Origin of the sequence: Kitasatospora sp. NPDC057512 (genome assembly GCF_042802135.1) — a bacterium.
In the GTDB taxonomy this organism is placed as follows: domain Bacteria; phylum Actinomycetota; class Actinomycetes; order Streptomycetales; family Streptomycetaceae; genus Kitasatospora.
In genome coordinates this window covers 1-20,591 of the sequence record NZ_JBHVET010000055.1, presented here as the reverse complement: position 1 = coordinate 20,591, position 20,591 = coordinate 1, and the positions used below count along the sequence as shown (strand labels likewise).

Below are 20,591 nucleotides of genomic sequence, written 5' to 3'. Positions count from 1 at the left end.
GCGTTCGCGCTCCCGGCACCGGCGGTGCTGCTTCCGGAGGCTTGCGCGCGGGCCTTCCCGTGGTTCCCCCCGGGGGTCTTCCGGCGGCTTCCCCGGCGGCTTTCCCGGCGCGCCCGCCGGGGGTTCCGGTGCGGTTCCGCCGCCCGTCGGCAGCCCCGTGACCTGCGCGTCAATCGGACATTGATTCGCTTCTGATCGACTGCGAGCACCTTGGCTGGGGCGGTCCTCACCGGCCGCCACCACCCGTCGTGCCCCAAGCAGTGAAGAGAGTCCCATGCCGATCCACCTGGTGCCCCAGCCCGTCCACACCGTGCCCGCCCAGGGCCAGTCCGGAGCCGACTCGCTGGGCGGGGACGCGTACGCGTACGGACAGGTCGTGGACGACGAGCCGGCCACCCCGCGGTTCGCCGGCCTGCGCCTGGTGCACGCCGCGCTGCGCCGGGACCTCGCCCGGCTGCCCAACGCGCTGCGGCTGCTCCAGCCCGACGAGGACGACAAGGGCGAGGCGCTGCTGCGGCACTGGAACTTCATCACCGCCATGCTCACCTGCCACCACGAGCAGCAGGACACCCGGCTCTGGCCGATCGTGCGCCGCTTCGCGCCCGAGCTGCGGCTGCTGCTCAACTGGCTGGAGGACGACCACCACAACCTGGACCACTCCTTCACCCGGGTCACCACGCTGGTGCGGATAGCGAGCCGGGACACCGGCAGCGCCTGGCCGGTCGCGTACGCGATGGAGGACCTGGCGGCCCGGCTGGAGACCCACCTGCGGATCGAGGAGCGGCAGCTCCTGCCCCGGATGGAGCGGGTGATCGCCGACGGCTCCCGGCTCGGCGGGCTGGGCGAGCTGCTGGACCTGCTGCGGCTGGCCGACGGCCCGGGCGTGGCGGACGCGCTGGCCTGGCTGCTGGAGGGCGTGGAGCCCGCGCTGGTCGAGCGGCTGCTGGCCGAGTGCGACGACGACGTGGCCCGCAACTGGCCGCACTGGCACGCGACCTACCAGCGCTGCACCTCGCCGCTGTGGGGCCCGGTGGACGGCCCGGTCGGCGGCACCGGTACCGGCTTCGGACCCGGCTTCGGCGTCGGCGGCCTGGGGAGCGTCGCCGACTGACCCAGGGGGCTCTTCGCGGGCCGTTGATCTACGCGCGTGGCATGAGCCTCCGGTACGGGCCTCCGGCATATGCTCGAAGGCTCCGGGAGTCGGGTGGTCCGTCAACTCCCAGTGCCTCATGGTGGATTGGGCCCGTCACCACCAGGCGCAGGCCGCTCCGCCGGCTCCGTTGGCCTACTCCGGCAGGCGGTTGAGCCACTCCAGCGGTGCGACCCGGATCGCCGTGTGCGGCGAGCCGTCCCACTCCGCCGGAAGCCCGACGGCCTCCAGTGCGGCGACCACCGCCTGCCCGACCTCCACCGTCCGGCGTTCCGAGACCTCGGCCGCCTCCTCCCCGGCGCGGAACCCGCCGTAGCGCAGCATCAGCCCCCGGCCGGCGGCCGCCGCCTCGGTGTCCTGCTGGTGGAAGAAGACGAAGCCGACCGAGTCCTCCCCGGCCTCGCCGCCGATCTCCGCGTAGCCGCAGCCCGCGCAGCAGGTGAAGTCCATCGCCGCGACGATGCCCTGGTCCTCCAGCGCGTCGAAGGCGTCCGCCAGTCGGTCCACGTCGGTGGTCTCCGGCCAGGCCGCCTGCTCGGCCAGCCGCGCGGCCCACAGCGGAGCGACGATCCGCTCCGCCTCCTCCTGCGTCAGCCCCTGGTCGTCGAGGTCCTCGACCAGGGACTCGGCTATCTCGTCCGGCTCCTGGAAGCCGCACCGGATCAACTCGCGGGCCCGCTCCTGGACTTCGCGCAGCACGTCGGGGGTGAGAACCGTCTCCTCGGTCATGCCCGCATCCTCGCACCCGCCACTGACACCGACGGCCGGGAGCGGGGGGCCGGGGAGCGGCGCTTCGCCGCGGGCCGCCGTCCTGCTACCGTCCCGCCGGTGACCTCCCTGCTGCAACCACCGCTGATCACCCGGCTGCTGGCCGCCGAGCGCATCCTGGTCGCCGGGGCCGGCGGCGGATTCGACGTGTACGCCGGGCTCCCGATCGCCCTCGCCCTGCGGGCCGCGGGAAAGGAGGTGCACCTGGCCAACCTCTCCTTCTCCCACCTCTACGGCCTGCCCCTCGACGTCTGGGTGGAGCCCGACGTGGCCCGGATCGGACCGGACACCGCCGCCCCCGAGGGCTACTTCCCGGAGCGCACCCTGGCCCGCTGGCTGAACCGGCACGGCATGCCCGACACCGTGTGGGCCTTCCCGTCGGTGGGCGTGCAGCCGCTGCGCGAGGCCTACCGCGCGCTGGTCGGCCGCCTGGGCGTGGACGCGGTCCTGCTGGTCGACGGCGGCACCGACATCCTGATGCGCGGCGACGAGGCGGGACTCGGCACCCCGGAGGAGGACATGGCGAGCCTGGGCGCGGTGGCCGGCCTGGACGAGGTGCCCGAGCGGCTGGTCGCCTGCCTCGGCTTCGGCATCGACGCCCACCACGGCGTCAACCACTCCCTGGCGCTGGAGAACCTCGCCGCGATCGACCGGGCCGGCGGCTACCTCGGCGCCTTCTCCATCCCGCGCGACAGCCGGGAGGGGGTGCTCTACCTGGACGCCGTCGAGCACGCCCGGGCCGCCTTCCCGGAGCACCCCAGCATCGTCAACGGCTCGGTGGCGGCGGCGCTGCGCGGCGAGTTCGGCGACGTCCGCTTCACCGAGCGGACCAAGGGCGAGCAGCTCTTCATCAATCCGCTGATGACGCTCTACTTCGGCGTCACGGTCGAGGCGCTGGCCGCCGAGCACCGGTACCTGGACCGGCTGGAGCACACCGTGGTGACCCGCCAGATCGCCACCGTCATCGCGGAGTTCCAGGACGAACTGCCGCGCCAGCGGCCGCCCCGGCAGTTCCCGCACTGACCCGGGGCGCCCGGGCGCCTGGGCGCGCGGGGCCGCGGGTGGGGCCGGTCAGAGCGGGGCGAGCCGGAACTCCAGGTTCCCGAACCGCACCTGGTCGCCCGGCCGGACCCGGACGCCGCCCGCTATCCGGCGCCCGTTCACATGGGTGCCGTTGGTCGAGCCGAGGTCGTACAGCACCCAGCCGTCCTGCTCGTGCCGCAGTTCGGCGTGGTTTCGGGACACCGAGGGGTCGTGCAGCCGCAGCCCCGAGCCGGGAAGCCGGCCGATCGTCAGCTTCCCGGCCCCCGAGTGCGGCAGGCTCAGCCCCGGCAGCCGCTCGGTGCGCCAGGCCCGGCCCAGCCGGTCGCCGAAGGCGGAGATCCGCCCGACCGTCCGCAGCACGAAGCGCTCGACCGGCCCGCCGGTCGGCAGCCCGGCCACCGCCGCGTCCAACTCGCCCCGGCTGGTGGCCCGCAGGACGATGTCCATCCGGCCGAGGAAGGTGTCGTGCGAGAGCCGCCCGCTGCCCGCGCCGTCCCGCAGCAGCCCGAGCGCCTCCTCCCGCTCGGCGTCGGAGGGCCGGACCGCGCCGGTCGGCCCGGCCGCGCCGGCGGGGAGCTCAGGAGGCGTCATGGCCACATTGTCCGCACGGCCGATTCCGGCTGTCCAGATCACGCCGGGCGCGGGCGCGGGGTTCGTACGTCACGGCAGTCCAGACGCCCTCTCCGGCCGGGCGGTTCCGCGCGTTTCCGGGCCGCCGTACGGGCCGTACGGGCCGTTCCGGGTCGCCGTGCCGACGGACCCCGGCTGCCGTACGGGCCGTCAGGCCTTGCGGGCGGCGGCCAGGATCTTCTCCGTGGTGTGCAGGAAGCGGGAGGTGACCGCGCCCCGGTAGGCCTTGCCGAACATCTCCTTGGTGACCCACTTGCCGTCCTGGAGATGGACCACCACGTAGGCGGCCCCCGGATCGGCGCCGAGCACCTCGACGTCGCCCTTCGGCGAGCGGTGGGGGAGGGCGAGCTCCTCGGGCAGCGGCTCGGAGAGGAAGGCGACGACCAGCCGGACGTCCGGCGTCACCTCGACGCCCCGGAACGGCTCGGCGGCGAGCAGGCCGGCCACCTCGTCCACCGTCCGCAGCAGCACCGGCACCGGGTACCCGAGGGCCTGTTCCAGGTGCTCCTCGATCCGCCGGGTCAGTGCGGCGCGGTCCGGCTCGGCGGTGGTGAAGAAGACGTTGCCGCTCTGGATGTAGGAGCGGACGTTCTCCAGCCCGAGCTCGGCGAAGAGGGCCCGCAGCGGCTCCATCCGCACCGTCCGGCCGCCGACGTTGATGGCCCGCAGGAAGGCGATGTACGTGGTCATGGTGGTCACCCGGCCAGTCTGGCACCGGCCACCGACAGCGGCCCGGCGCTCCCGGCCCGCCGACCGCCCCTGCCCCGCGTCCGCTCCACCGCCCCCGCCCGTCCGGTCGCCCCCGCCCGTCCGGTTGCCCCCGCCCGTCCGGTCGTCCGCGTCCGGCGGTTGTCGGTGCCGGGTGCCAGACTGGCGCCATGGCTACCTGGCAGGATTTCGAGCACGAGGCCCCCGACCTGGCGCCCCTGGTCCGGGCCCGGTTCGAGGCGAACAAGCACCACGTCCTGGCGACGCTGCGCAAGGACGGATCGCCCCGGGTGAGCGGGACGGAGGTCGACTTCGTCGGCGCCGACCTGTGGATCGGGTCGATGTACGGCGCGGTCAAGGCGCGTGAGCTCCAGCGCGACGCCCGCTTCGCGCTGCACGCGCACCCGGGGGACGAGACCATGGCCGGCGGGGACTCCAAGGTCTCCGGCCGGGCGGTGGAGGTCACCGACGAGACCGAACTCGCCGCCTTCGCCGCCGATCTGCCCGAGCCGCCGCCCACCCCGTTCCACGCCTTCCGGCTGGAGCTCGACCAGGTGGTGCACACCGCCCTGGAGGGCGACCACCTGCTCGTCTTCAACTGGCACCCCGGCCGGCCGGTGGAACGGATCCAGATCCACTGACCGGACGACCCGGACGGCCCGGCAGAGTCGGCCGGGTCGTTCAGGTCGTCCAGGTCGGCCGTAACCGCCCTACGGCAGAACGGACTTGAGGGCCTCCGGAGTGCGGGCCACGACGGCGTGCCCGTCGTCCGCGGTGATGATCGGGCGCTGGATCAGGATCGGGTGCTCGGCCATCGCCGCGATCCAGCGGTCGCGCGAACCCTCCTCCCGGGGCCAGTCCTTCATCCCCAGGTCCTTCGCGGCCTGCTCGTCGGTGCGGGTGATGTCCCACGGTTCCAGGCCCAGGCGCTCCAGCACCTGCACCAGTTCGGCCGCGGTCGGCGGATCCTCCAGGTAGCGCCGCACGGTGTACTCGGCCCCGGCGCCGTCCAGCTCGCCGAGCGCGGTCCGGCACTTGCCGCACCGGGGGTTGATCCAGATCTCCATGCCGGCCACCCTACCGAGCCGCCCGCGCCCGCCCCGGCGACCGCCGCGCCCGGCCGCCCTCTTCCGCCCCTCCTGCGGACCCGCCCGCCGACCCGTCCCCGCCCCCGTCCCGTTCCGCCGCACGCGATCCGATCCGTACGGGAACTCCGCCCCGCCCACCGGCGGTTGACCGGTCAGGAAGTGTGAGCTCGGGAGGGGAGCACCGGATGGACGGCGCGGCGATCATCGAACAGCTGATGACCACGGAGGTCAGGACCGATCCGTACCCGCTGTACGCGAGGGCCCGCGAGCTGGGCCCGGTGGCCCCGGCCGGGGACGGCATGTTCGTGGTGACCGGCTACGCGGCGGTCAACAAGGTGCTGCGCACGCCCGCCTTCGGCGTCGCGACGGCCGAGATGATGGCCGGCCTGGCCCCCGAGTACGCCGTGCACTCCTCGCTCGCCCTGCTCGGCCGCTCGATCCTCCAGCGCAACGCCCCCGACCAACCGCGGGTCCGCTCGCTGATCGCCTCGGTGTTCACCGCCCGCCGGGTCGCCGCGCTGCGCCCGGCCGTGGAGGCGGCGGTCGACCGGCTGCTGGAGGGGATGGCCGAGCAGGGCGCCGACGGTTCGCCGGTGGACTTCATGGACGCCTTCGCCTTCCGGCTGCCGGTCGGGGTGATCTGCGAGCTGCTCGGCGTCCCCGAGCAGGACCGCTACCGCTTCCGCGGCCTCGCCTCCGACCTGACCATCGCGCTGGAGATCATCCAGGACCTGGACGAGCTGGCCGCCGCCGACGAGGCCGCCGACGAGCTCGCCGGCTACTTCACCGAGCTGGCCGCCGAGCGCCTGGCCCGTCCGCAGGACGACCTGGTCACCGACCTGGCCCGGATCGCCGCCGCCGACGACGAGCGGCTCTCCGCCCGGGAGCTGCTGGCCAACCTGGTGCTGCTGCTGGTGGCCGGCTTCGAGACCACCACCAACCTGCTCGGCAACGGCCTGGCCCTGCTGTTCCGCCACCCCGAGGCGGCCGCCGGGCTGCGCAGCGGCGCGATCACCCCGGCCGGGTTCACCGACGAGGTGCTGCGGTTCGACTCCCCGGTCCAGGCCACCGGGCGGGTCGCGCTGGAGCCGGGCCTGGTCGTCGAGGGCCTGCCGATCCCGCCCGGCAGCGGGCTGACCCTGCTGATCGGCTCGGCCAACCACGACCCGGACCGCTACGAGCACCCCGAGGTGTTCGACCCGACCCGCGCCGACAGCCAGCCGCTCAGCTTCGGCGGCGGCACCCACTTCTGCCTGGGCTCCCAGCTGGCCCGGATGGAGGCCGAGGTCGCGGTGCCCGCCCTGCTCGACCGCTTCCCCCGGCTCGCCCCGGGCGGCGTCCCGACCCGGCGCGACCGCCTGGTGCTGCGCGGCTACGAGACGCTGCCGGTGACCGTCCGCTGACGCTCCGCTCCCGGGGGCCGGGGATTGGCTCCTCCGGCCCCGGGGACCGGGACGTTCGGCCATTCGTGGCAGGGGTGTCCGTGGTGGAGCATGGAGGGACCGAACCGGCCGATCCGGGCGGATCGCCCGGAACGGCCGCCTGCCAGGAGGTCCCGCCGTGCGCACAGCACCCCGCCCGCCGCGTCCCGCGGCGCTGGAGCCCAGGGCGCCGCGGTGGGTGCCCTGGCTGCCGGTGCTCCTGCTGGTGCTGGACCTGGTCGCCGAGGCCGTCGTCCCGGACGCCGTCGCCGCCGGCTTCCTGCTGACCGCGCTGCCCGTGGTGGCCGCGTTCAGCTACGGCCCGGTGCTGACCGCCGTCACCACGGCCGGCTCGCTGACCCTCCAGCTCGTCCTGGCGCTGCGCGCGGGCCACGTCGACGAGCAGCACCACGTCTGGGTCTACATCGCCACCCTGCTCTCCGGCGTCATGGGCACCGCACTGTCCTGGCAGCGCACCCGGCAGAACCGCAACCTGCTCCAGGCCCGTACGGTCGCCGAGACCCTGCAGCGCACCGTGCTGCGCGCGGTGCCCGAGCGGGCCGGCGGGCTGCGGGTGGCCGGCCTCTACCGCTCGGCCCAGGCCGACGTCCTGGTCGGCGGCGACCTGTACGAGGTGTGCGACACCCGCTTCGGCGTGCGGGTGCTGCTCGGCGACGTCCGGGGCAAGGGCCTGGCCGCGGTCCGCACCGTCGCCGACGTCCTCGGCGCGTTCCGGGCGGCCGCGTACGACACCCCCGGGCTGGTCGACCTCGCCGACCAGCTGGACCGCGCGGTGCTGCGCGACGCCGCCGACCGCGGCGACGACGAGCTGTTCGCCACCGCCGTCCTGCTCCAGTACCGGCCCGGCTCGGACTGCGTGGAGATCGTCAACCGCGGCCACACCACCCCGCTGCTCCTCGGCGGCGGGGGCATATCCCCGGTGTCCTGCGCCGACGAGCTCCCGCTCGGCCTCGGCCACCTCGGCCCCGCCGACGAGCGCAGCAAGGCGATCGCCGTCGCGCTGCCCCCGGGCCACACCGTCCTGCTCTACACCGACGGCGTCAGCGAGGCCCGCGACACCACCGGCGCCTTCTACCCGCTGGCCCCCCGCCTCGCCGCCCTCGGCACCACCGCCCCCGACCGGGTGGTCTCCTTCCTGGCCCAGGACGTCCACCGCTACGCCGGCCTGCTCGCCGACGACCTCGCCGTCCTCGCCCTCACCCCCGACACCCCGTAGCCCCGCCCCACTCCCACGGCCTCGCGAACAGCTCCGCCCGCTCCCGCGCGCGGCGCGTGTGCGGCAGGCCCGACGGCAGCGACCCCCACAACCCGAAAGGGACCGGCGCCGCCCGGCACCGGTCCCTGGTCCGCACCCGAGGGTCGGCGAGGCTCCTACAGGTCGTAGTAGAGCTCGAACTCGTGGGGGTGGGGGCGGAGGGCGATCGGGGCGATCTCGTTGGTGCGCTTGTAGTCGATCCAGGTCTCGATGAGGTCCGGGGTGAAGACGTTGCCGGCGAGGAGGTACTCGTGGTCGGCTTCCAGGGCCTCCAGGACGGCGGGGAGGGAGGAGGGGACCTGGGGGACGTTGGCGTGCTCCTCGGGGGCCAGCTCGTAGAGGTCCTTGTCGACGGGCTCCAGCGGCTCGATCTTGTTGCGGATGCCGTCGAGGCCGGCCATCAGCATGGCGGCGAAGGCCAGGTAGGGGTTGGAGGCCGGGTCCGGGGCGCGGAACTCGATGCGCTTGGCCTTGGCGTTGGAGCCGGTGATCGGGATGCGGATCGCGGCGGAGCGGTTGCGCTGCGAGTAGACCAGGTTGACCGGTGCCTCGAAGCCCGGCACCAGGCGGTGGTAGGAGTTCACCGAGGGGTTGGTGAAGGCCAGCAGCGAGGGGGCGTGCCGCAGCAGGCCGCCGATGTAGTAGCGGGCGGTGTCGGAGAGTCCGGCGTAGCCCTGCTCGTCGTAGAAGAGCGGCGAGCCCTCGGTCCACAGGGACTGGTGGACGTGCATGCCGGAGCCGTTGTCGCCGAAGATCGGCTTCGGCATGAAGGTGGCGGTCTTGCCGTTCCGCCAGGCGACGTTCTTGATGATGTACTTGAACAGCATCAGGTCGTCGGCGGCGTGCAGCAGGGTGTTGAACTTGTAGTTGATCTCGGCCTGGCCGGCGGTGCCGACCTCGTGGTGCTGGCGCTCGACCTCCAGCCCGGCCTTGGCGAGCTCCAGCGACATCTCGGCGCGCAGGTCGGCGAAGTGGTCGACCGGCGGGACGGGGAAGTAGCCGCCCTTGTACTTGACCTTGTAGCCGCGCACGTCGCCCTCGGCGGCGCCGCTGTTCCAGGCGCCGGCCTCCGAGTCGATGTGGTAGAAGGACGCGTTGGCGCTGGTCTCGAAGCGGACCGAGTCGAAGACGTAGAACTCGGCCTCGGGCCCGAAGTACGCGGTGTCGGCGATGCCGGAGGAGGCCAGGTAGGCCTCGGCCTTCCTGGCGACGTTGCGCGGGTCGCGGCTGTACGCCTCGCCGGTGACCGGGTCCTGGATGAAGAAGTTGATGTTGAGGTGCTTCTCGGCCCGGAAGGGGTCGAGGCGGGCGGTGGCGAGGTCCGGCACCAGGGCCATGTCGGACTCGTGGATGGCCTGGAAGCCGCGGATCGACGAGCCGTCGAACATCAGGATCTCGGACGGGTCGAAGGTCGCCGCAGGTACGGAGAAGTGCTGCAAGACGCCCGGCAGGTCGCAGAACCGGACGTCGACGAACTTCACGTCGTTGTCCTGGATGTACTGCTTCACTTCGGCGGCGTTGTTGAACATCCATCCTCCTCGGCGTGCGAATTGGGCTCACCATAGGAATGGGTCGTTTCCAGCCGGTGACCCGCTCGTTTCCTAGATGTTAACCACGGTCGCCCGGCGGGCGGCAAAGACGTACGGGACGGTACAAATCACCCCGCCCAGCTGCGCACCCTTCCGCAAGTGGTCTGGACCACTTGGAAAGGCGCCGGGATGACGATTCACCCGGTCGGGGGTGATGCCCCGACCGGAGGGGAGCCGGTGGCGGTGCGACCCGTCAGCCCGGTTAGTGTGGATTCGTGGACACCAGAGAAGCGTTGGGATCGTGGATCGACGGCCCCCGGGCGGCCGCCGAGAAGATGGGCGCCGACTTCGGCCACCGCGGCGAGCGCCTCGGGCTGCCCAAGGAGGGCCCCGGCTCGATCGCCGGCCCCGGCCGCCGGATCGGCGCGCTGTTCGTGGACGGCTGGCTCGTCGCCCTGATCTCGTACGGGCTGATCGCCCGCGGGGACCAGGCCGAGGCCAACCTGTGGACCAGCCCGCTGTACTTCCTCGTCGCGGCCCTGATGCTGTCCACCACCGGCACGACGGTCGGCAAGCGGCTGTTCGGCCTCCGGGTGGTCCGCCTGGACGGACGCCGCGCGACCATCCCGCAGGTCCTGCTGCGCACCCTGCTGCTCTGCCTGGTGGTGCCGCCGCTGGTCTGGGACCGCGACACCCGCGGCCTGCACGACAAGGCGGTCGGCACCGTCGAGGTCCGGATCTAGCACGGTCCGGACAAGTCCGGCAGCGGATGCCGGATCCCGGATGTCAGATGCCGGACGACGCCGAAACGGCCCCGCTGAGGAATCAGCGGGGCCGTTCTCGTGTCGTGAGGGGCGGGGGGAGGGTCAGCGGGCCTGGCCGCCCTTGGGCATCCGGGCGCCCTTCGGCATCGGACCCTTGGGGATCGGCGCCTTGGAGAGCAGGTCGCCCAGCGCGCGCAGGCGGTCGTTGGTCTCGGTGACCTGGGCGGCGGTGATGGCGCGGGGCAGGCGCATCAGGTGGATCTGGAGCTTCTTCAGCGGGATCTCGCCCTCGCCGTTGCCCACCACGATGTCGTGCACCGGCACGTCGCCGACCACACGGGCCATCTTCTTCTTCTCGGAGGCCAGCAGCTGGCGGACCCGGTTCGGGTTGCCCTCGCCGATCAGCGCGATGCCGGCCCGGCCCACGGCGCGGTAGACCGCGTCCTGGCTACGGGTGACCGCGACCGGGGTGCTGTTGGAGCTCCAGCCGCGCCGGATGTTGTTCAGCACCGCCGCGACGGCGCCCGGCTGCCCCTCCATCTGCCCGAACGCGGCGCGCTCGGCCCGGCGCCCGAAGACGATCGCCATGGCCAGCACGGCCACGATGAAGCCCAGGATGCCCAGGTAGACGGGATGCTCGATCGCGAAGCCGATGGCGAGGAACACGCCGAAGGTCAGCAGGCCGACGCCGGCGATGATCAGGCCGATCTTGGTGTCGACCTTCTTGGTCATGGTGTACGCCAGACGGATCTGCTTCAGCCGTCCGGGGTTCTCGGATGTTTCCCTCGCCATAACGCTCATGGTACGTGGCACGGGTACGGGATATCCAAGCCCGGGTACCCGTTCGCCCCAACCGTGACCCGCGTGCCGGTGCGCCGTCGCGCACAGCGACGCCGTGGGCTCACCTCCGTGGCGTGGACCGGGCCGCCTCCGCGTCGTCGTGCCGGCGGTCCGCCGCGTACCGGCGGTTCTCGCACACCGCCGCCCACGCGTTGCGGCGCGCGTGCTGCTGGCCGGGAGCCAGCAGGACGCTCTCGGCGTAGCGCAGTGCCACTCCGACCGATCGGATCCGCATCCGCATCCGCATGCCGAACAGCTCCTCTCCGGGCTGATGGGGGGCCGAGTCGGGTGAGGCGGCCGAGCCGGCCGAGCCGGCCGAGGTGGCCGAGGTGGCCGAGAAGAATCGAACGCTCACCAGGCGTCCAGCGTCCCCACCCCGTGTTACCAGCCCGTGACCAGGTCGTCAAAGCGTGGTGAAACCGAAAGGGCGGAGCCGAAGCTCCGCCCTTCCCGTGGCTCGAACGGCCCGGTCGGCTCCAGCGGCCCGATCGGATCCAGTGGCCCGAACCGGTCAGGAGACCGTCAGACCGCGGCCTGCTCGCGCCGCTCCAGCGCCTGCCGGTACAGCCGGCCGGCCCGGTACGAGGACCGCACCAGCGGGCCCGACATGACGCCCGCGAAGCCCAGCTCCTCGGCCTCCTGCTGGAGCTCGACGAACTCCTGCGGCTTCACCCAGCGCTCCACCGGGTGGTGGCGCAGCGAGGGGCGCAGGTACTGGGTGATGGTGATCAGCTCGCAGCCGGCGCCGACCAGGTCGGCCAGCGCCTGGCTGACCTCCTCGCGGGTCTCGCCCATGCCCAGGATCAGGTTGGACTTGGTCACCAGCCCGGCCGCGCGGGCCTGGGTGATGACGTCCAGCGAGCGCTCGTAGCGGAAGGCCGGGCGGATCCGCTTGAAGATCCGCGGCACCGTCTCGACGTTGTGCGCGAGCACCTCGGGGCGGGAGGAGAAGACCTCGGCCAGCTGCTCGGGCACCGCGTTGAAGTCGGGGATGAGCAGCTCGACGCCGGTGCGGCCGGCCGCGCGGTCGGCGGTCATCGCGTGCACCTGGCGCACGGTCTCGGCGTACAGCCAGGCGCCGCCGTCCGCCAGGTCGTCGCGGGCGACGCCGGTGATGGTGGCGTAGTTGAGGTCCATGGTCACGATGGACTCGGCGACCCGGCGCGGCTCGTCGCGGTCGAACTCGGCGGGCTTGCCGGTGTCGATCTGACAGAAGTCGCAGCGGCGGGTGCACTGGTCACCGCCGATGAGGAAGGTCGCCTCGCGGTCCTCCCAGCACTCGAAGATGTTGGGGCAGCCGGCCTCCTGGCAGACCGTGTGCAGCCCTTCCTTCTTCACCAGCGACTGGAGGGCGTTGTACTCCGGGCCCATCTTCGCGCGGGTCTTGATCCACTCGGGCTTCCGCTCGATGGGGGTCTCGCTGTTGCGGACCTCCAGGCGGAGCAGCTTCCTGCCGTCGGGCGCGACAGCGGACACGTGCGACTCCTAGAACTAGACGGGGTACCCCCAGGGTACGCCTGTGGTTGTACGGCCTTCGTCGGGCCTGTTGCCCTGCAATCGCAGGGCAACATGGCTACCGGTCGGTAGATTCCCAGCGGCTGCCGGGATTTCCGAGAGCCGTCAGGACATGGGCGGACGGCCATCGGGCCGTCAGGACACATCAGGGCAGGTGCCCGGCGGTGCGCCGGAGCCGGGCGGCGGGGCTCAGCGGCTGAGCGCCGGCTCCGGCAGCTCGGCGAGGACGGCCGCCAGGTGCCGCTCGACCACCGGTGCCGCCTCGGCGGCGGACAGCCCGCGCCGCAGCTCGCCGGTGAGCGAGGCCACGCCCGCGTCCCGGATGCCGCACGGCACGATCTTGTCGAACCAGGTCATGTCCGGGTCGCAGTTGAGGGCGAAGCCGTGCATGGTCACCCCGCGGGCGACCCGCACGCCGATCGCGGCGAGCTTGCGGTCGTCCCCGCGCTGGCCGGCGTTGGAGGGCGCGTACTCGGGGCCGGCCAGGCGCGGGTCGATGCCCAGCGGCAGGCCCATCCGCAGGGTCAGCTTGCCGATGTCCACGACCTGCGCCGGGTCCACCACGGCGTCCGGGATGGACTCGCCCAGCACCCAGACCCCGCTGCGGCCCTCGACCCGGGTGGAGTCGATGCCGAACTCGCCGGCGGTGCGGATCAGCGCCTCCTCCAGCCGGCGGACGTAGGCGATGACGTCGATCGGGTCGGGCAGCTTGACGATCGGGTAGCCGACCAGCTGGCCGGGGCCGTGCCAGGTGATCTCCCCGCCGCGGTTGACCTCGACCACCGGGGTGCCGTCCAGCGGCAGGTCGGCGGGGTTGGTGCGCTTGCCCATGGTGTACACCGACTGGTGCTCCAGGAGCAGGACGGTGTCGGGGATCTCGTCCGCGACCCGCAGCGCGTGCAGCCGCTGCTGCTCCTCCCAGGCCTCCTGGTAGGGCACGGTCCGCTCACCTATGCCCATGCGAACAAAACGCACGTTCTCGCTCACCGCTGCCGCTCCTTGCCAGGCGTTCGAGACCAACCTCGCCACTGTACGCCCAGCCCGTCCGAACCCCTTCAGCCGCCTGCGAGCAGTGGCCCGCCCAGCAGCCCCGCCCCGCCCAGCAGCCCCGCCCAGCCGCCCCGCCCCGCTCAGCCCCCCGCGAGCAGCTGCAGCCGCAGCGCGAGCTGGAGCTCCAGCGACCGCTCCGGCTGGTTCCAGTCCCGCCCGAGCAGCGCCTCGACCCGGTCCAGCCGCTGGACCACGGTGTTCACGTGGACGTGCAGCTCGTCCTTGGCCCTGGTCAGGCTGCCGCCGCAGTCGAAGTAGGCGCGCAGGGTGCGGACCAGCTCGGTGCCGCGCCGGGCGTCGTACGCCAGCAGCGGGCCGAGCGTCGCGCCGACGAAGCCGTCCACGTCGTGGCCGTCGCCGAGCAGCACGCCGAGGAAGCCGAGCGCCCGGGCGGAGGCGCCCTCCCCGGCCCGGCCGAGCACCCGCAGCGCCCGGAGGCAGCGCAGGCCCTCGCCGTAGGAGGCGGCCAGCGCGGACGGCCCGGCGGCCGGGCGGCCCGCGCCGACGGTGACCGGGAACCCGGCCAGCCGGGCCAGCCGTTCGGCGGCCTGCCGGGCGGTCTCCTCGGGATCGCCGGCGCCGACCGCGCCGCCGCCTCCGCTGCCGTTCTCGACGGGCGTCAGCAGCACCACCGTCTCGGCGTGCTCGGCGCTGACGCCCCGGGAGCCGAACAGGTAGCGCCGGGCCGCGCCGGCCAGCCGTCCGCGCTCGTCGGTCTTCCCGTCGGCCGGCTCCGCGACCAGCACCAGGTGCGGCCGGGCGAGGTCGACGCCGAGCCGGCGGCCGCGGGCGGTGAGCCCGGCCGGGTCGCGCTCGGGGGCGGTCAGCAGGTCGGTGAGCAGGTCGCCGCGGATCCGGTTCTCGGTCTCGGCGACCGAGCGGCGCAGCAGCAGGAGCAGGGCGGTGACCACGCTGGCCCGCTCGAACAGCCGCCGGTCGGCGTCGTCGAGGTCGGGGCGGCCGCGCAGCACCATGGTGCCGAGCGCGTCGTGCCCGGCCAGCACCGCGCAGACCCACTGCTCGCGGTGCCGTACGGACCGGCCCTCGGCGCGGGAGGCGGCGACCGCCTCGGCCAGTTCGGCGGCGGGGGCGGAGCGTCCGGCCAGCGGCTCGCCCTCGGCGTCCAGGACCGCTATCTCCCCGCCCAGCAGGGCGGCGACGGCGGCGGCGACGTCCGGCACCTCGGCGCCGCGCAGCACCAGGTCGGTGAGCCGGTCGTGGGCCTGCTCGGCGCGCTGGACGGCGGCGGAGTGGGCCCGGACCAGCTCGTTGGCGGCGTTCAGCTCGGCGAGCGCGGCCCGGGTGTCGGCCAGCGACTTGGCGGTGTCCAGGGCGATCGCGGCGTGCGCGGCCAGCGAGCAGAGCAGCGCGACCTCGTCGGGGGAGAAGGCGCGCGGCGTGCGGTCGGCGGCGAACAGGACGCCGATGACCTGCCCGCCGAGCAGCAGCGGCACCCCGATGATCGCCACCAGGCCCTCGTCCAGCACGCCCGCGTCGATCGTGCCGGTGTGGTGGAAGCGCTCGTCGGTGCGGTAGTCGGGGGTGGCGTACGGGCGGGCGGTCTGGGCGACCAGCCCGCCCAGGCCGTGGCCGAGGCTGAGCCGCAGGGTCTGGAACAGGACGGAGACCGAGCCGTCGGTGACCCGCATGTACGTGTCGCCGGCGGCCTCGTCCGGCAGGGTCAGGTAGGCGGTGTCGGTGCCGAGCAGCATCCGGGCCCGGCGGACGATCGCCTGGAGCACGGTGTCCAGGTCCCGGGAGGCGGCGAGGTCCCCGGCGGTGTCGAACAGGGCGGTCAACTCGGCTTCGCGGCGCCGGTGTTGACGCAGGGTGCGGTGGACCCGCAGGGCCTGCCAGGTGGCGTCGTCGATCTCGGCGAGGACGGCGGCCGGCGCTCCGCGGCGGCGGGCGTCGGCCAGCACGTCGGCGAAGTCCTCGGTGGCGGCGCCGGAGGCGAGCAGGTCGAGCAGTCGCCGCAGCGCGGGCGCGGCGCTTTCCTGAGGGTGGTTCATGGTGCGTGCTGCCAATCGGCGTCGGTTCCGTCGGTTCCGAGAAAGCGCGATCGTACCGGCTCGGCCCTCAGGCGACGGCGGGCCTTCCGGTCGCGGCGGCGTCCGGCTCCGGGTCGTCCTGGCCCGCCTGCCCCTCGGCCTCCGCGAGGTCCAGGCCCCTGGTCTCCCGGCCGCAGAGCACCGCCAGTACGGTGATCGCCGCCGCGATGGCGACGTACACCGCGATGGGGGTGGCGCTGCCGTAGTCCTTGAGCAGCGCGGTGGCGATCAGCGGCGCCGGGGCGCCGGCCGCCACCGAGGAGAACTGGGCCCCGATCGAGGCGCCCGAGTAGCGCATCCGGGTCGCGAACAGCTCGGAGAAGAAGGCGGCCTGGGGCGCGTACATGGCGCTGTGGAAGACCAGTCCGACGGTCACGGCGGCGAGCAGCGAGCCGAAGGACCTCGTGTCGACCAGGCCGAAGAAGACGAAGGCCCAGGCGCCCACCCCGACCGCGCCCACCAGGTAGACCGGCCTGCGTCCGACCCGGTCGGACAGCGCGCCGAACAGCGGGATCAGCGCGAACTGGATCGCGGAGGCGATCAGTACGGCGTTCAGCGCGGTCTGCTTGGAGAAGTGGGCGTGGTTGACGGCGTACACGAGCACGAACGTCGTCATCACGTAATAGGAGATGTTCTCCGCCATCCGCGCGCCCATGGCCACCAGCACCTCACGCCAGTGGTTCCGCAACACCTCCACCAGGGGCGGCCGTTCGGGAGTCTTCCGGGACTGCTGCGCCGCCAGCGCCTGCTTGAACAGCGGCGACTCGTCCACCGCGAGCCGGATCCACATCCCGACCGCGACCAGCACCGCCGACAGCAGGAACGGCACCCGCCAGCCCCAGGCCAGGAACGCCGCGTCCGACTGCACCGACGTCATCAGTGACAGCACCCCGGCCGCCAGCAGGTTCCCGGCCGGCGCCCCGCCCTGCGGCCAGGACGCCCAGAACCCCCGCCGCCGCTGGTCCCCGTGCTCCGACACCAGCAGCACGGCGCCGCCCCACTCGCCGCCGAGCGCGAAGCCCTGCACCAGCCGCAGCGCCGTCAGCAGCACCGGCGCCGCGACCCCGATCGAGTCGTACGTCGGCAGCAGTCCGATCGCCGTGGTCGACCCGCCCATCAGCAGCAGGCTCACCACCAGCAGCTTCTTCCGCCCCACCCGGTCCCCGAAGTGCCCGAAGACCAGCGCTCCGAGCGGCCGCGCCGCGAAGCCGATCGCGTAGGTCAGGAAGGACAGCAGCGTCCCGGTCAGCGGATCGCTGTGCGGGAAGAACAGCTTCCCGAACACCAGCGCCGCCGCCGTTCCGTACAGGAAGTAGTCGTACCACTCGATCGTCGTGCCGATCAGGCTCGCAGCCACCACTCTCGGGAGTGAACTGCTCGCCGCCGTACCTCGTGCGGAGGTGCTCATGGCCACCACTTCCAGAACCAGGGGGGAGACGATGTCGCCACAAGGTAGGAAGCGGCCGACCCCGGGACTATGTGGGCAGCCCACACAGTCCCGGGGTCGAATGTGCCCGCTCTCCCTATGAGGGGGATGGCCGGGCCGCGGAGCGCCCGCCGCTCAGTGCGCCGTCCAGCCGCCGTCGACGGGGAGGCTGGCGCCGGTGATGTAGGAGGAGGCGGGGGAGCAGAGCCAGAGGGCGAGCTGGGCGACCTCGTCGGGTTCGATGAGGCGCTTCACGGCGGTGCGGTCGAGCATGATCCGCTCGACCACCTCGTCCTCGGGGATGCCGTGGGCGAGCGCCTGGGCGGCGATCTGCTTCTCCACCAGGGGCGTCCGGACGTAGCCCGGGTTGACGCAGTTGCTGGTGACGCCGTACGGCGCGCCCTCCAAGGCGACGGTCTTGCTCAGGCCCTCCAGCGCGTGCTTCGCGGTGACGTACGCGGACTTGAAGGCGCTGGCGCGCAGGCCGTGGACGGAGGAGACGTTGACGACCCGGCCCCAGCCCTGCTCGTACATGTGCGGCAGGGTGCGGCGCAGGATGCGGAAGGGGGCCTCGACCATGACGCGCTGGATGAGGGTGAAGCGGTCGGGCGGGAACTCGTGCACGGGGGCGACGTGCTGGAGGCCGGCGTTGTTGACGACGATGTCGGCGTCGTCCGGGAGGGCGTCCACGGCCCCGGGGTCGGCGAGGTCGGCGACGATCGCGCGGCCGCCGATCCGCTCGGCGAGCTCCTCGGCCGGGCCGGCCGCGAGGTCGACGACGTAGACCCGGGCGCCGGCCCCGGCGAAGGCCTCGGCGCAGGCCCGGCCGATGCCCGAGGCGGCCCCGGTGACCATGGCCGTGCGCCCGGCGAGCGGGCGGGCAGTAGAGGTGTCCATGGCCCAGAACGGTAGGAATCCGGCGGCCCCGCTCCCATGTGGCTGACCGCCACAGCATCCCGCGGGTCTGTGGCGTCGTCCGCCATGACGGCGACCCGCGGTCCGAACGGCGGATCGACCCTCGGAGAGGCCCTCGGGGAGGCCCCCGGAAGCACCGACGGTTCGGCCACGGAAGACCAAACCCCTCCCGGCCCCGCTTCCCCACAATGGGCGCGGTTGCTTCACCCGTTCGGTGGATTGCTCGGTCAGATCCACCCATAGCGCCCGAATGCTCGCTACATTCACGCCGATTCCCGACAGGGGGCGCCGCCCCAGGCCGCCGAAGTGCTGGTGAGGCCAGGTGCGACGTCCGAGAGGTGTTGACAGACATGCCCCAACGGCCTGCAACCGACAGCCCGGCGTACGGACCGCTCGACCCGCTCGGCCAGCACCGAGGTCCGGTCGGCCGGACCCTTCCGGACGCCCCCGACGCCATGACCGCCGACGCCCTGACCGCCGACACGCTGACGGCCGACGCGTTGACCACCGACGCGTCGACCACCGACACGTCGACCGCCGACGCCCCGGACGCCGACGACCTGCGGCTGCCGGTGCAGGCCACACCCGACCGGCACGAGAACCCCGCCGCGCCCGCCCCGGCCCGCGGCGCCGGCCACTCCGGCCCGGCCCCGCAGAACGGCCAGCTCGCGGCGCTGATCGAGGAGGCCGGCTTCTCGCACGCGGGCCTGGCCCGCCGGGTCGACCAGCTCGGCCTGGAGCACGGCCTCGACCTGCGCTACGACAAGACCTCGGTCACCCGCTGGCTGCGCGGCCAGCAGCCGCGCGGCGCCACCCCGGCGCTGATCGCCGAGGTCTTCACCCGCCGGCTCGGCCGCCGCCTCACCGCCCAGGACCTCGGCCTGGACGCCTGCGCCCCGGTCTACGCGGGCCTGGAGTTCGCCGAGACGCCGCAGGAGGCGGTGGACATCGTGGCGAGCATGTGGCGCAAGGACAACGGCCCGCAGTCCGAGCTGCGCCGGATCGCCTTCACCCCGGCCGGCCTGGTCGTCCCCAGCCGGGACTGGCTGATCGGCCGCACCGACGAGCGGGTCGCCCGGGACGGCTCCACCCTGGCCCGGCCGGACACCGCCACCGGTCCACCCTCCGGGAGCGCCACCTCCGCGGCCATCACCGGTGCCCCGGTGCCGGGTGCGCCCGGCGCGTCCCCCGGGAGCCCGTTGCGCGGCCCGGCCCCCGGCGTCCCCGGGGCCCCCACGGCGCGCAGCACCGCCGGGACGACCGGCACCGCCCCCACCATCGGCCGGGTGCCGATCCAGAGCCGCCGGCCGCCGGTCGCCGTCGAGCCGCCGTACACCGACCCGGCCCGCGAGTCCCGCCCCACCCTGCGGGTCGGCCGCGGCGACATCGCCGCCATCCGCGCCGTCGGCGACCTCTTCCGCGCGCTCGACCACGCCTACGGCGGCGGCCACGCCCGTCAGGCGCTGGTCCGCTACCTGGAGAGCGAGGCCGAGCCGATGCTGCGCGGCCGCTACGGCGAGCAGATCGGCCGGGCCCTGTTCGGCGCGGTCGCCGACCTCACCAGGCTGGCCGGCTGGACGTCCTTCGACATCGCCGCCCACGGCCTCGCCCAGCGCTACTTCGTCCAGGCGCTGCGCCTCTCCCAGGCCGCGGGGGACCGCGCGCTCGGCGGCTACGTGCTGGTGACGATGAGCCAGCAGGCCGTCCACCTCGGCCACGGCCGGGAGGCGGTCCAGCTCGCCAGGGTCGCCCAGCAGGGCGTGGGCACCGCCGTGCCGCCGGTCGTCCAGTCGCTGATGCACGCCGCCGAGGCGCGCGGGCACGGCCTGCTGGGCGACGTCCGGTCCTGCACCACCGCCCTGGTGCGCGCCGAGCGCGCCCTGGCGGCGGCCCGGACGGGCGACGAACTGCCCTCCTGGGCGCGGTACTTCGACGAGGCCCAGCTCTCCGACGAGTTCGCCCACTGCTACCGCGACCTCCAGCAGTGGCGGACGGCCGCGCAGCACGCCGAGAAGTCGCTGCGGCTGCGCTCGCCCGCCTACGCCCGCAGCCGGATCTTCTGCCGCCTGGTGCTGGCCACCGCCCGGCTCGGCATGGGGGACCTCGACGAGGCGTGCACCATGGCCACCGACGCGCTGCGGGCGGCGGGGGAGATGCGCTCGGCCCGGTCGCTGGAGTACGTCCGGGACTTCCACCGCCGCCTCACCCCCTACCGCGGCAGCCCGGTGGCCCGCGCCTTCGAGGAGACGGCCCGGCAGGCGGGAGTGATCTGACGACGGAAGTGATCTGACGACGGGAGCGAACCGACCAGCGGAGTGCGTGGGAACCTCCCCCACGCACCCGGCCTCACGCACCCGGCGTACGGAGGCCCGGGCCTACCAGCTCTCGGCCCGGACCCTCGGCTGATCCGCGTCGG

19 protein-coding genes are annotated in these 20,591 nt (G+C 73.7%); 7 read left to right on the top strand and 12 right to left on the bottom strand.

Translation table 11 applies throughout. The features are described from left to right. The first annotated feature begins 274 nt into the window (after nt 1–274). On the top strand, nt 275–1,111 hold the full coding sequence (locus ACFU6K_RS06645; protein WP_380661272.1) for a hemerythrin domain-containing protein: 837 nt from the start codon (nt 275–277) through the stop codon (nt 1,109–1,111). 174 nt (nt 1,112–1,285) lie between these two features. Here the strand turns inward: ACFU6K_RS06645 and ACFU6K_RS06640 are convergent, their stop codons facing one another. After that, on the bottom strand, nt 1,286–1,879 hold the full coding sequence (locus tag ACFU6K_RS06640) for a DUF6891 domain-containing protein (RefSeq protein WP_380661271.1): 594 nt from the start codon (nt 1,877–1,879) through the stop codon (nt 1,286–1,288). A gap of 99 nt (nt 1,880–1,978) precedes the next feature. Between ACFU6K_RS06640 and ACFU6K_RS06635 the strand changes: the two genes are divergently transcribed. Continuing rightward, nucleotides 1,979–2,941, top strand: a complete 963-nt coding sequence (locus ACFU6K_RS06635) for a DUF1152 domain-containing protein (protein ID WP_380661269.1) — start codon at nt 1,979–1,981, stop codon at nt 2,939–2,941. A 48-nt stretch (nt 2,942–2,989) separates the two neighbouring features. On the opposite strand, the gene ACFU6K_RS06630 is transcribed toward ACFU6K_RS06635, so the two are convergent. Beyond that, nucleotides 2,990–3,553: an FHA domain-containing protein gene (locus tag ACFU6K_RS06630; RefSeq protein WP_380661268.1), complete on the bottom strand. Its 564-nt coding sequence runs from the start codon at nt 3,551–3,553 to the stop codon at nt 2,990–2,992. A gap of 189 nt (nt 3,554–3,742) precedes the next feature. After that, nucleotides 3,743–4,282, bottom strand: coding sequence for a DUF1697 domain-containing protein (locus tag ACFU6K_RS06625; protein WP_380661273.1), 540 nt, complete (start codon nt 4,280–4,282; stop codon nt 3,743–3,745). Between the two features lie 188 nt (nt 4,283–4,470). Between ACFU6K_RS06625 and ACFU6K_RS06620 the strand changes: the two genes are divergently transcribed. Continuing rightward, entirely contained in the window at nt 4,471–4,941 is a 471-nt protein-coding gene (locus ACFU6K_RS06620; RefSeq protein WP_380661267.1) for a pyridoxamine 5'-phosphate oxidase family protein, read from the top strand. Nucleotides 4,942–5,010: 69 nt separating this feature from the next. Here ACFU6K_RS06620 and ACFU6K_RS06615 read toward each other — a convergent pair whose 3' ends face one another. Then, nucleotides 5,011–5,367, bottom strand: a complete 357-nt coding sequence (locus tag ACFU6K_RS06615) for an arsenate reductase family protein (protein ID WP_380661266.1) — start codon at nt 5,365–5,367, stop codon at nt 5,011–5,013. Between the two features lie 206 nt (nt 5,368–5,573). Here ACFU6K_RS06615 and ACFU6K_RS06610 point away from each other — a divergent pair, with 206 nt between their 5' ends. Together ACFU6K_RS06610 and ACFU6K_RS06605 are read left to right on the top strand one after the other, a co-directional pair. Then, nucleotides 5,574–6,791, top strand: a complete 1,218-nt coding sequence (locus ACFU6K_RS06610; RefSeq protein WP_380661265.1) for a cytochrome P450 — start codon at nt 5,574–5,576, stop codon at nt 6,789–6,791. A 157-nt stretch (nt 6,792–6,948) separates the two neighbouring features. Next, on the top strand, nt 6,949–8,046 hold the full coding sequence (locus ACFU6K_RS06605) for a PP2C family protein-serine/threonine phosphatase (RefSeq protein ID WP_380661264.1): 1,098 nt from the start codon (nt 6,949–6,951) through the stop codon (nt 8,044–8,046). 155 nt (nt 8,047–8,201) lie between these two features. On the opposite strand, the gene glnA is transcribed toward ACFU6K_RS06605, so the two are convergent. Then, nucleotides 8,202–9,614 (bottom strand): type I glutamate--ammonia ligase, encoded by a 1,413-nt coding sequence (gene glnA / locus ACFU6K_RS06600; protein ID WP_049656821.1) that lies wholly within the window; start codon nt 9,612–9,614, stop codon nt 8,202–8,204. A 275-nt stretch (nt 9,615–9,889) separates the two neighbouring features. Here glnA and ACFU6K_RS06595 point away from each other — a divergent pair, with 275 nt between their 5' ends. Continuing rightward, the gene (locus ACFU6K_RS06595) at nt 9,890–10,357 is read left to right on the top strand and encodes an RDD family protein (protein ID WP_074000874.1); all 468 of its coding nucleotides are present in this window, start codon (nt 9,890–9,892) and stop codon (nt 10,355–10,357) included. A gap of 123 nt (nt 10,358–10,480) precedes the next feature. Here ACFU6K_RS06595 and ACFU6K_RS06590 read toward each other — a convergent pair whose 3' ends face one another. From ACFU6K_RS06590 to ACFU6K_RS06560, 7 genes are all read right to left on the bottom strand, one after another. Next, nucleotides 10,481–11,170, bottom strand: a complete 690-nt coding sequence (locus tag ACFU6K_RS06590; protein WP_049656816.1) for a DUF4191 domain-containing protein — start codon at nt 11,168–11,170, stop codon at nt 10,481–10,483. 109 nt (nt 11,171–11,279) lie between these two features. Further along, complete coding sequence (locus tag ACFU6K_RS06585; protein WP_380661263.1) at nt 11,280–11,573, bottom strand: hypothetical protein; 294 nt, start codon at nt 11,571–11,573, stop codon at nt 11,280–11,282. A gap of 167 nt (nt 11,574–11,740) precedes the next feature. Next, a complete protein-coding gene (gene lipA / locus ACFU6K_RS06580; RefSeq protein WP_380661262.1) occupies nt 11,741–12,694 on the bottom strand; it encodes a lipoyl synthase in 954 nt (317 codons plus the stop codon). A 228-nt stretch (nt 12,695–12,922) separates the two neighbouring features. Further along, complete coding sequence (gene lipB, locus ACFU6K_RS06575) at nt 12,923–13,693, bottom strand: lipoyl(octanoyl) transferase LipB (RefSeq protein ID WP_049656811.1); 771 nt, start codon at nt 13,691–13,693, stop codon at nt 12,923–12,925. Between the two features lie 170 nt (nt 13,694–13,863). Then, nucleotides 13,864–15,795, bottom strand: a complete 1,932-nt coding sequence (locus ACFU6K_RS06570) for a helix-turn-helix domain-containing protein (RefSeq protein ID WP_380661261.1) — start codon at nt 15,793–15,795, stop codon at nt 13,864–13,866. Between the two features lie 67 nt (nt 15,796–15,862). Further along, entirely contained in the window at nt 15,863–17,242 is a 1,380-nt protein-coding gene (locus ACFU6K_RS06565) for an MFS transporter (protein ID WP_380661260.1), read from the bottom strand. Between the two features lie 153 nt (nt 17,243–17,395). Continuing rightward, entirely contained in the window at nt 17,396–18,157 is a 762-nt protein-coding gene (locus tag ACFU6K_RS06560) for a 3-hydroxybutyrate dehydrogenase (RefSeq protein WP_380661258.1), read from the bottom strand. A 368-nt stretch (nt 18,158–18,525) separates the two neighbouring features. Between ACFU6K_RS06560 and ACFU6K_RS06555 the strand changes: the two genes are divergently transcribed. Further along, nucleotides 18,526–20,448, top strand: coding sequence for a regulator (locus tag ACFU6K_RS06555; RefSeq protein WP_380661257.1), 1,923 nt, complete (start codon nt 18,526–18,528; stop codon nt 20,446–20,448). The last annotated feature ends 143 nt before the right edge of the window (nt 20,449–20,591 follow it).

Excerpts from the sequence above, each read along its gene's own strand:
- ACFU6K_RS06645 (WP_380661272.1), top strand. The coding sequence starts at position 275 with ATGCCGATCCACCTGGTGCCCCAGCCCGTCCACACCGTGCCCGCCCAG.
- ACFU6K_RS06640 (WP_380661271.1), bottom strand. The coding sequence starts at position 1,879 with ATGACCGAGGAGACGGTTCTCACCCCCGACGTGCTGCGCGAAGTCCAG.
- ACFU6K_RS06630 (WP_380661268.1), bottom strand. The coding sequence starts at position 3,553 with ATGACGCCTCCTGAGCTCCCCGCCGGCGCGGCCGGGCCGACCGGCGCG.
- ACFU6K_RS06625 (WP_380661273.1), bottom strand. The coding sequence starts at position 4,282 with ATGACCACGTACATCGCCTTCCTGCGGGCCATCAACGTCGGCGGCCGG.
- ACFU6K_RS06620 (WP_380661267.1), top strand. The coding sequence starts at position 4,471 with ATGGCTACCTGGCAGGATTTCGAGCACGAGGCCCCCGACCTGGCGCCC.
- ACFU6K_RS06615 (WP_380661266.1), bottom strand. The coding sequence starts at position 5,367 with ATGGAGATCTGGATCAACCCCCGGTGCGGCAAGTGCCGGACCGCGCTC.
- ACFU6K_RS06610 (WP_380661265.1), top strand. The coding sequence starts at position 5,574 with ATGGACGGCGCGGCGATCATCGAACAGCTGATGACCACGGAGGTCAGG.
- glnA (WP_049656821.1), bottom strand. The coding sequence starts at position 9,614 with ATGTTCAACAACGCCGCCGAAGTGAAGCAGTACATCCAGGACAACGAC.
- ACFU6K_RS06590 (WP_049656816.1), bottom strand. The coding sequence starts at position 11,170 with ATGGCGAGGGAAACATCCGAGAACCCCGGACGGCTGAAGCAGATCCGT.
- lipB (WP_049656811.1), bottom strand. The coding sequence starts at position 13,693 with ATGGGCATAGGTGAGCGGACCGTGCCCTACCAGGAGGCCTGGGAGGAG.
- ACFU6K_RS06570 (WP_380661261.1), bottom strand. The coding sequence starts at position 15,795 with ATGAACCACCCTCAGGAAAGCGCCGCGCCCGCGCTGCGGCGACTGCTC.
- ACFU6K_RS06565 (WP_380661260.1), bottom strand. The coding sequence starts at position 17,242 with ATGAGCACCTCCGCACGAGGTACGGCGGCGAGCAGTTCACTCCCGAGA.
- ACFU6K_RS06560 (WP_380661258.1), bottom strand. The coding sequence starts at position 18,157 with ATGGACACCTCTACTGCCCGCCCGCTCGCCGGGCGCACGGCCATGGTC.
- ACFU6K_RS06555 (WP_380661257.1), top strand. The coding sequence starts at position 18,526 with ATGCCCCAACGGCCTGCAACCGACAGCCCGGCGTACGGACCGCTCGAC.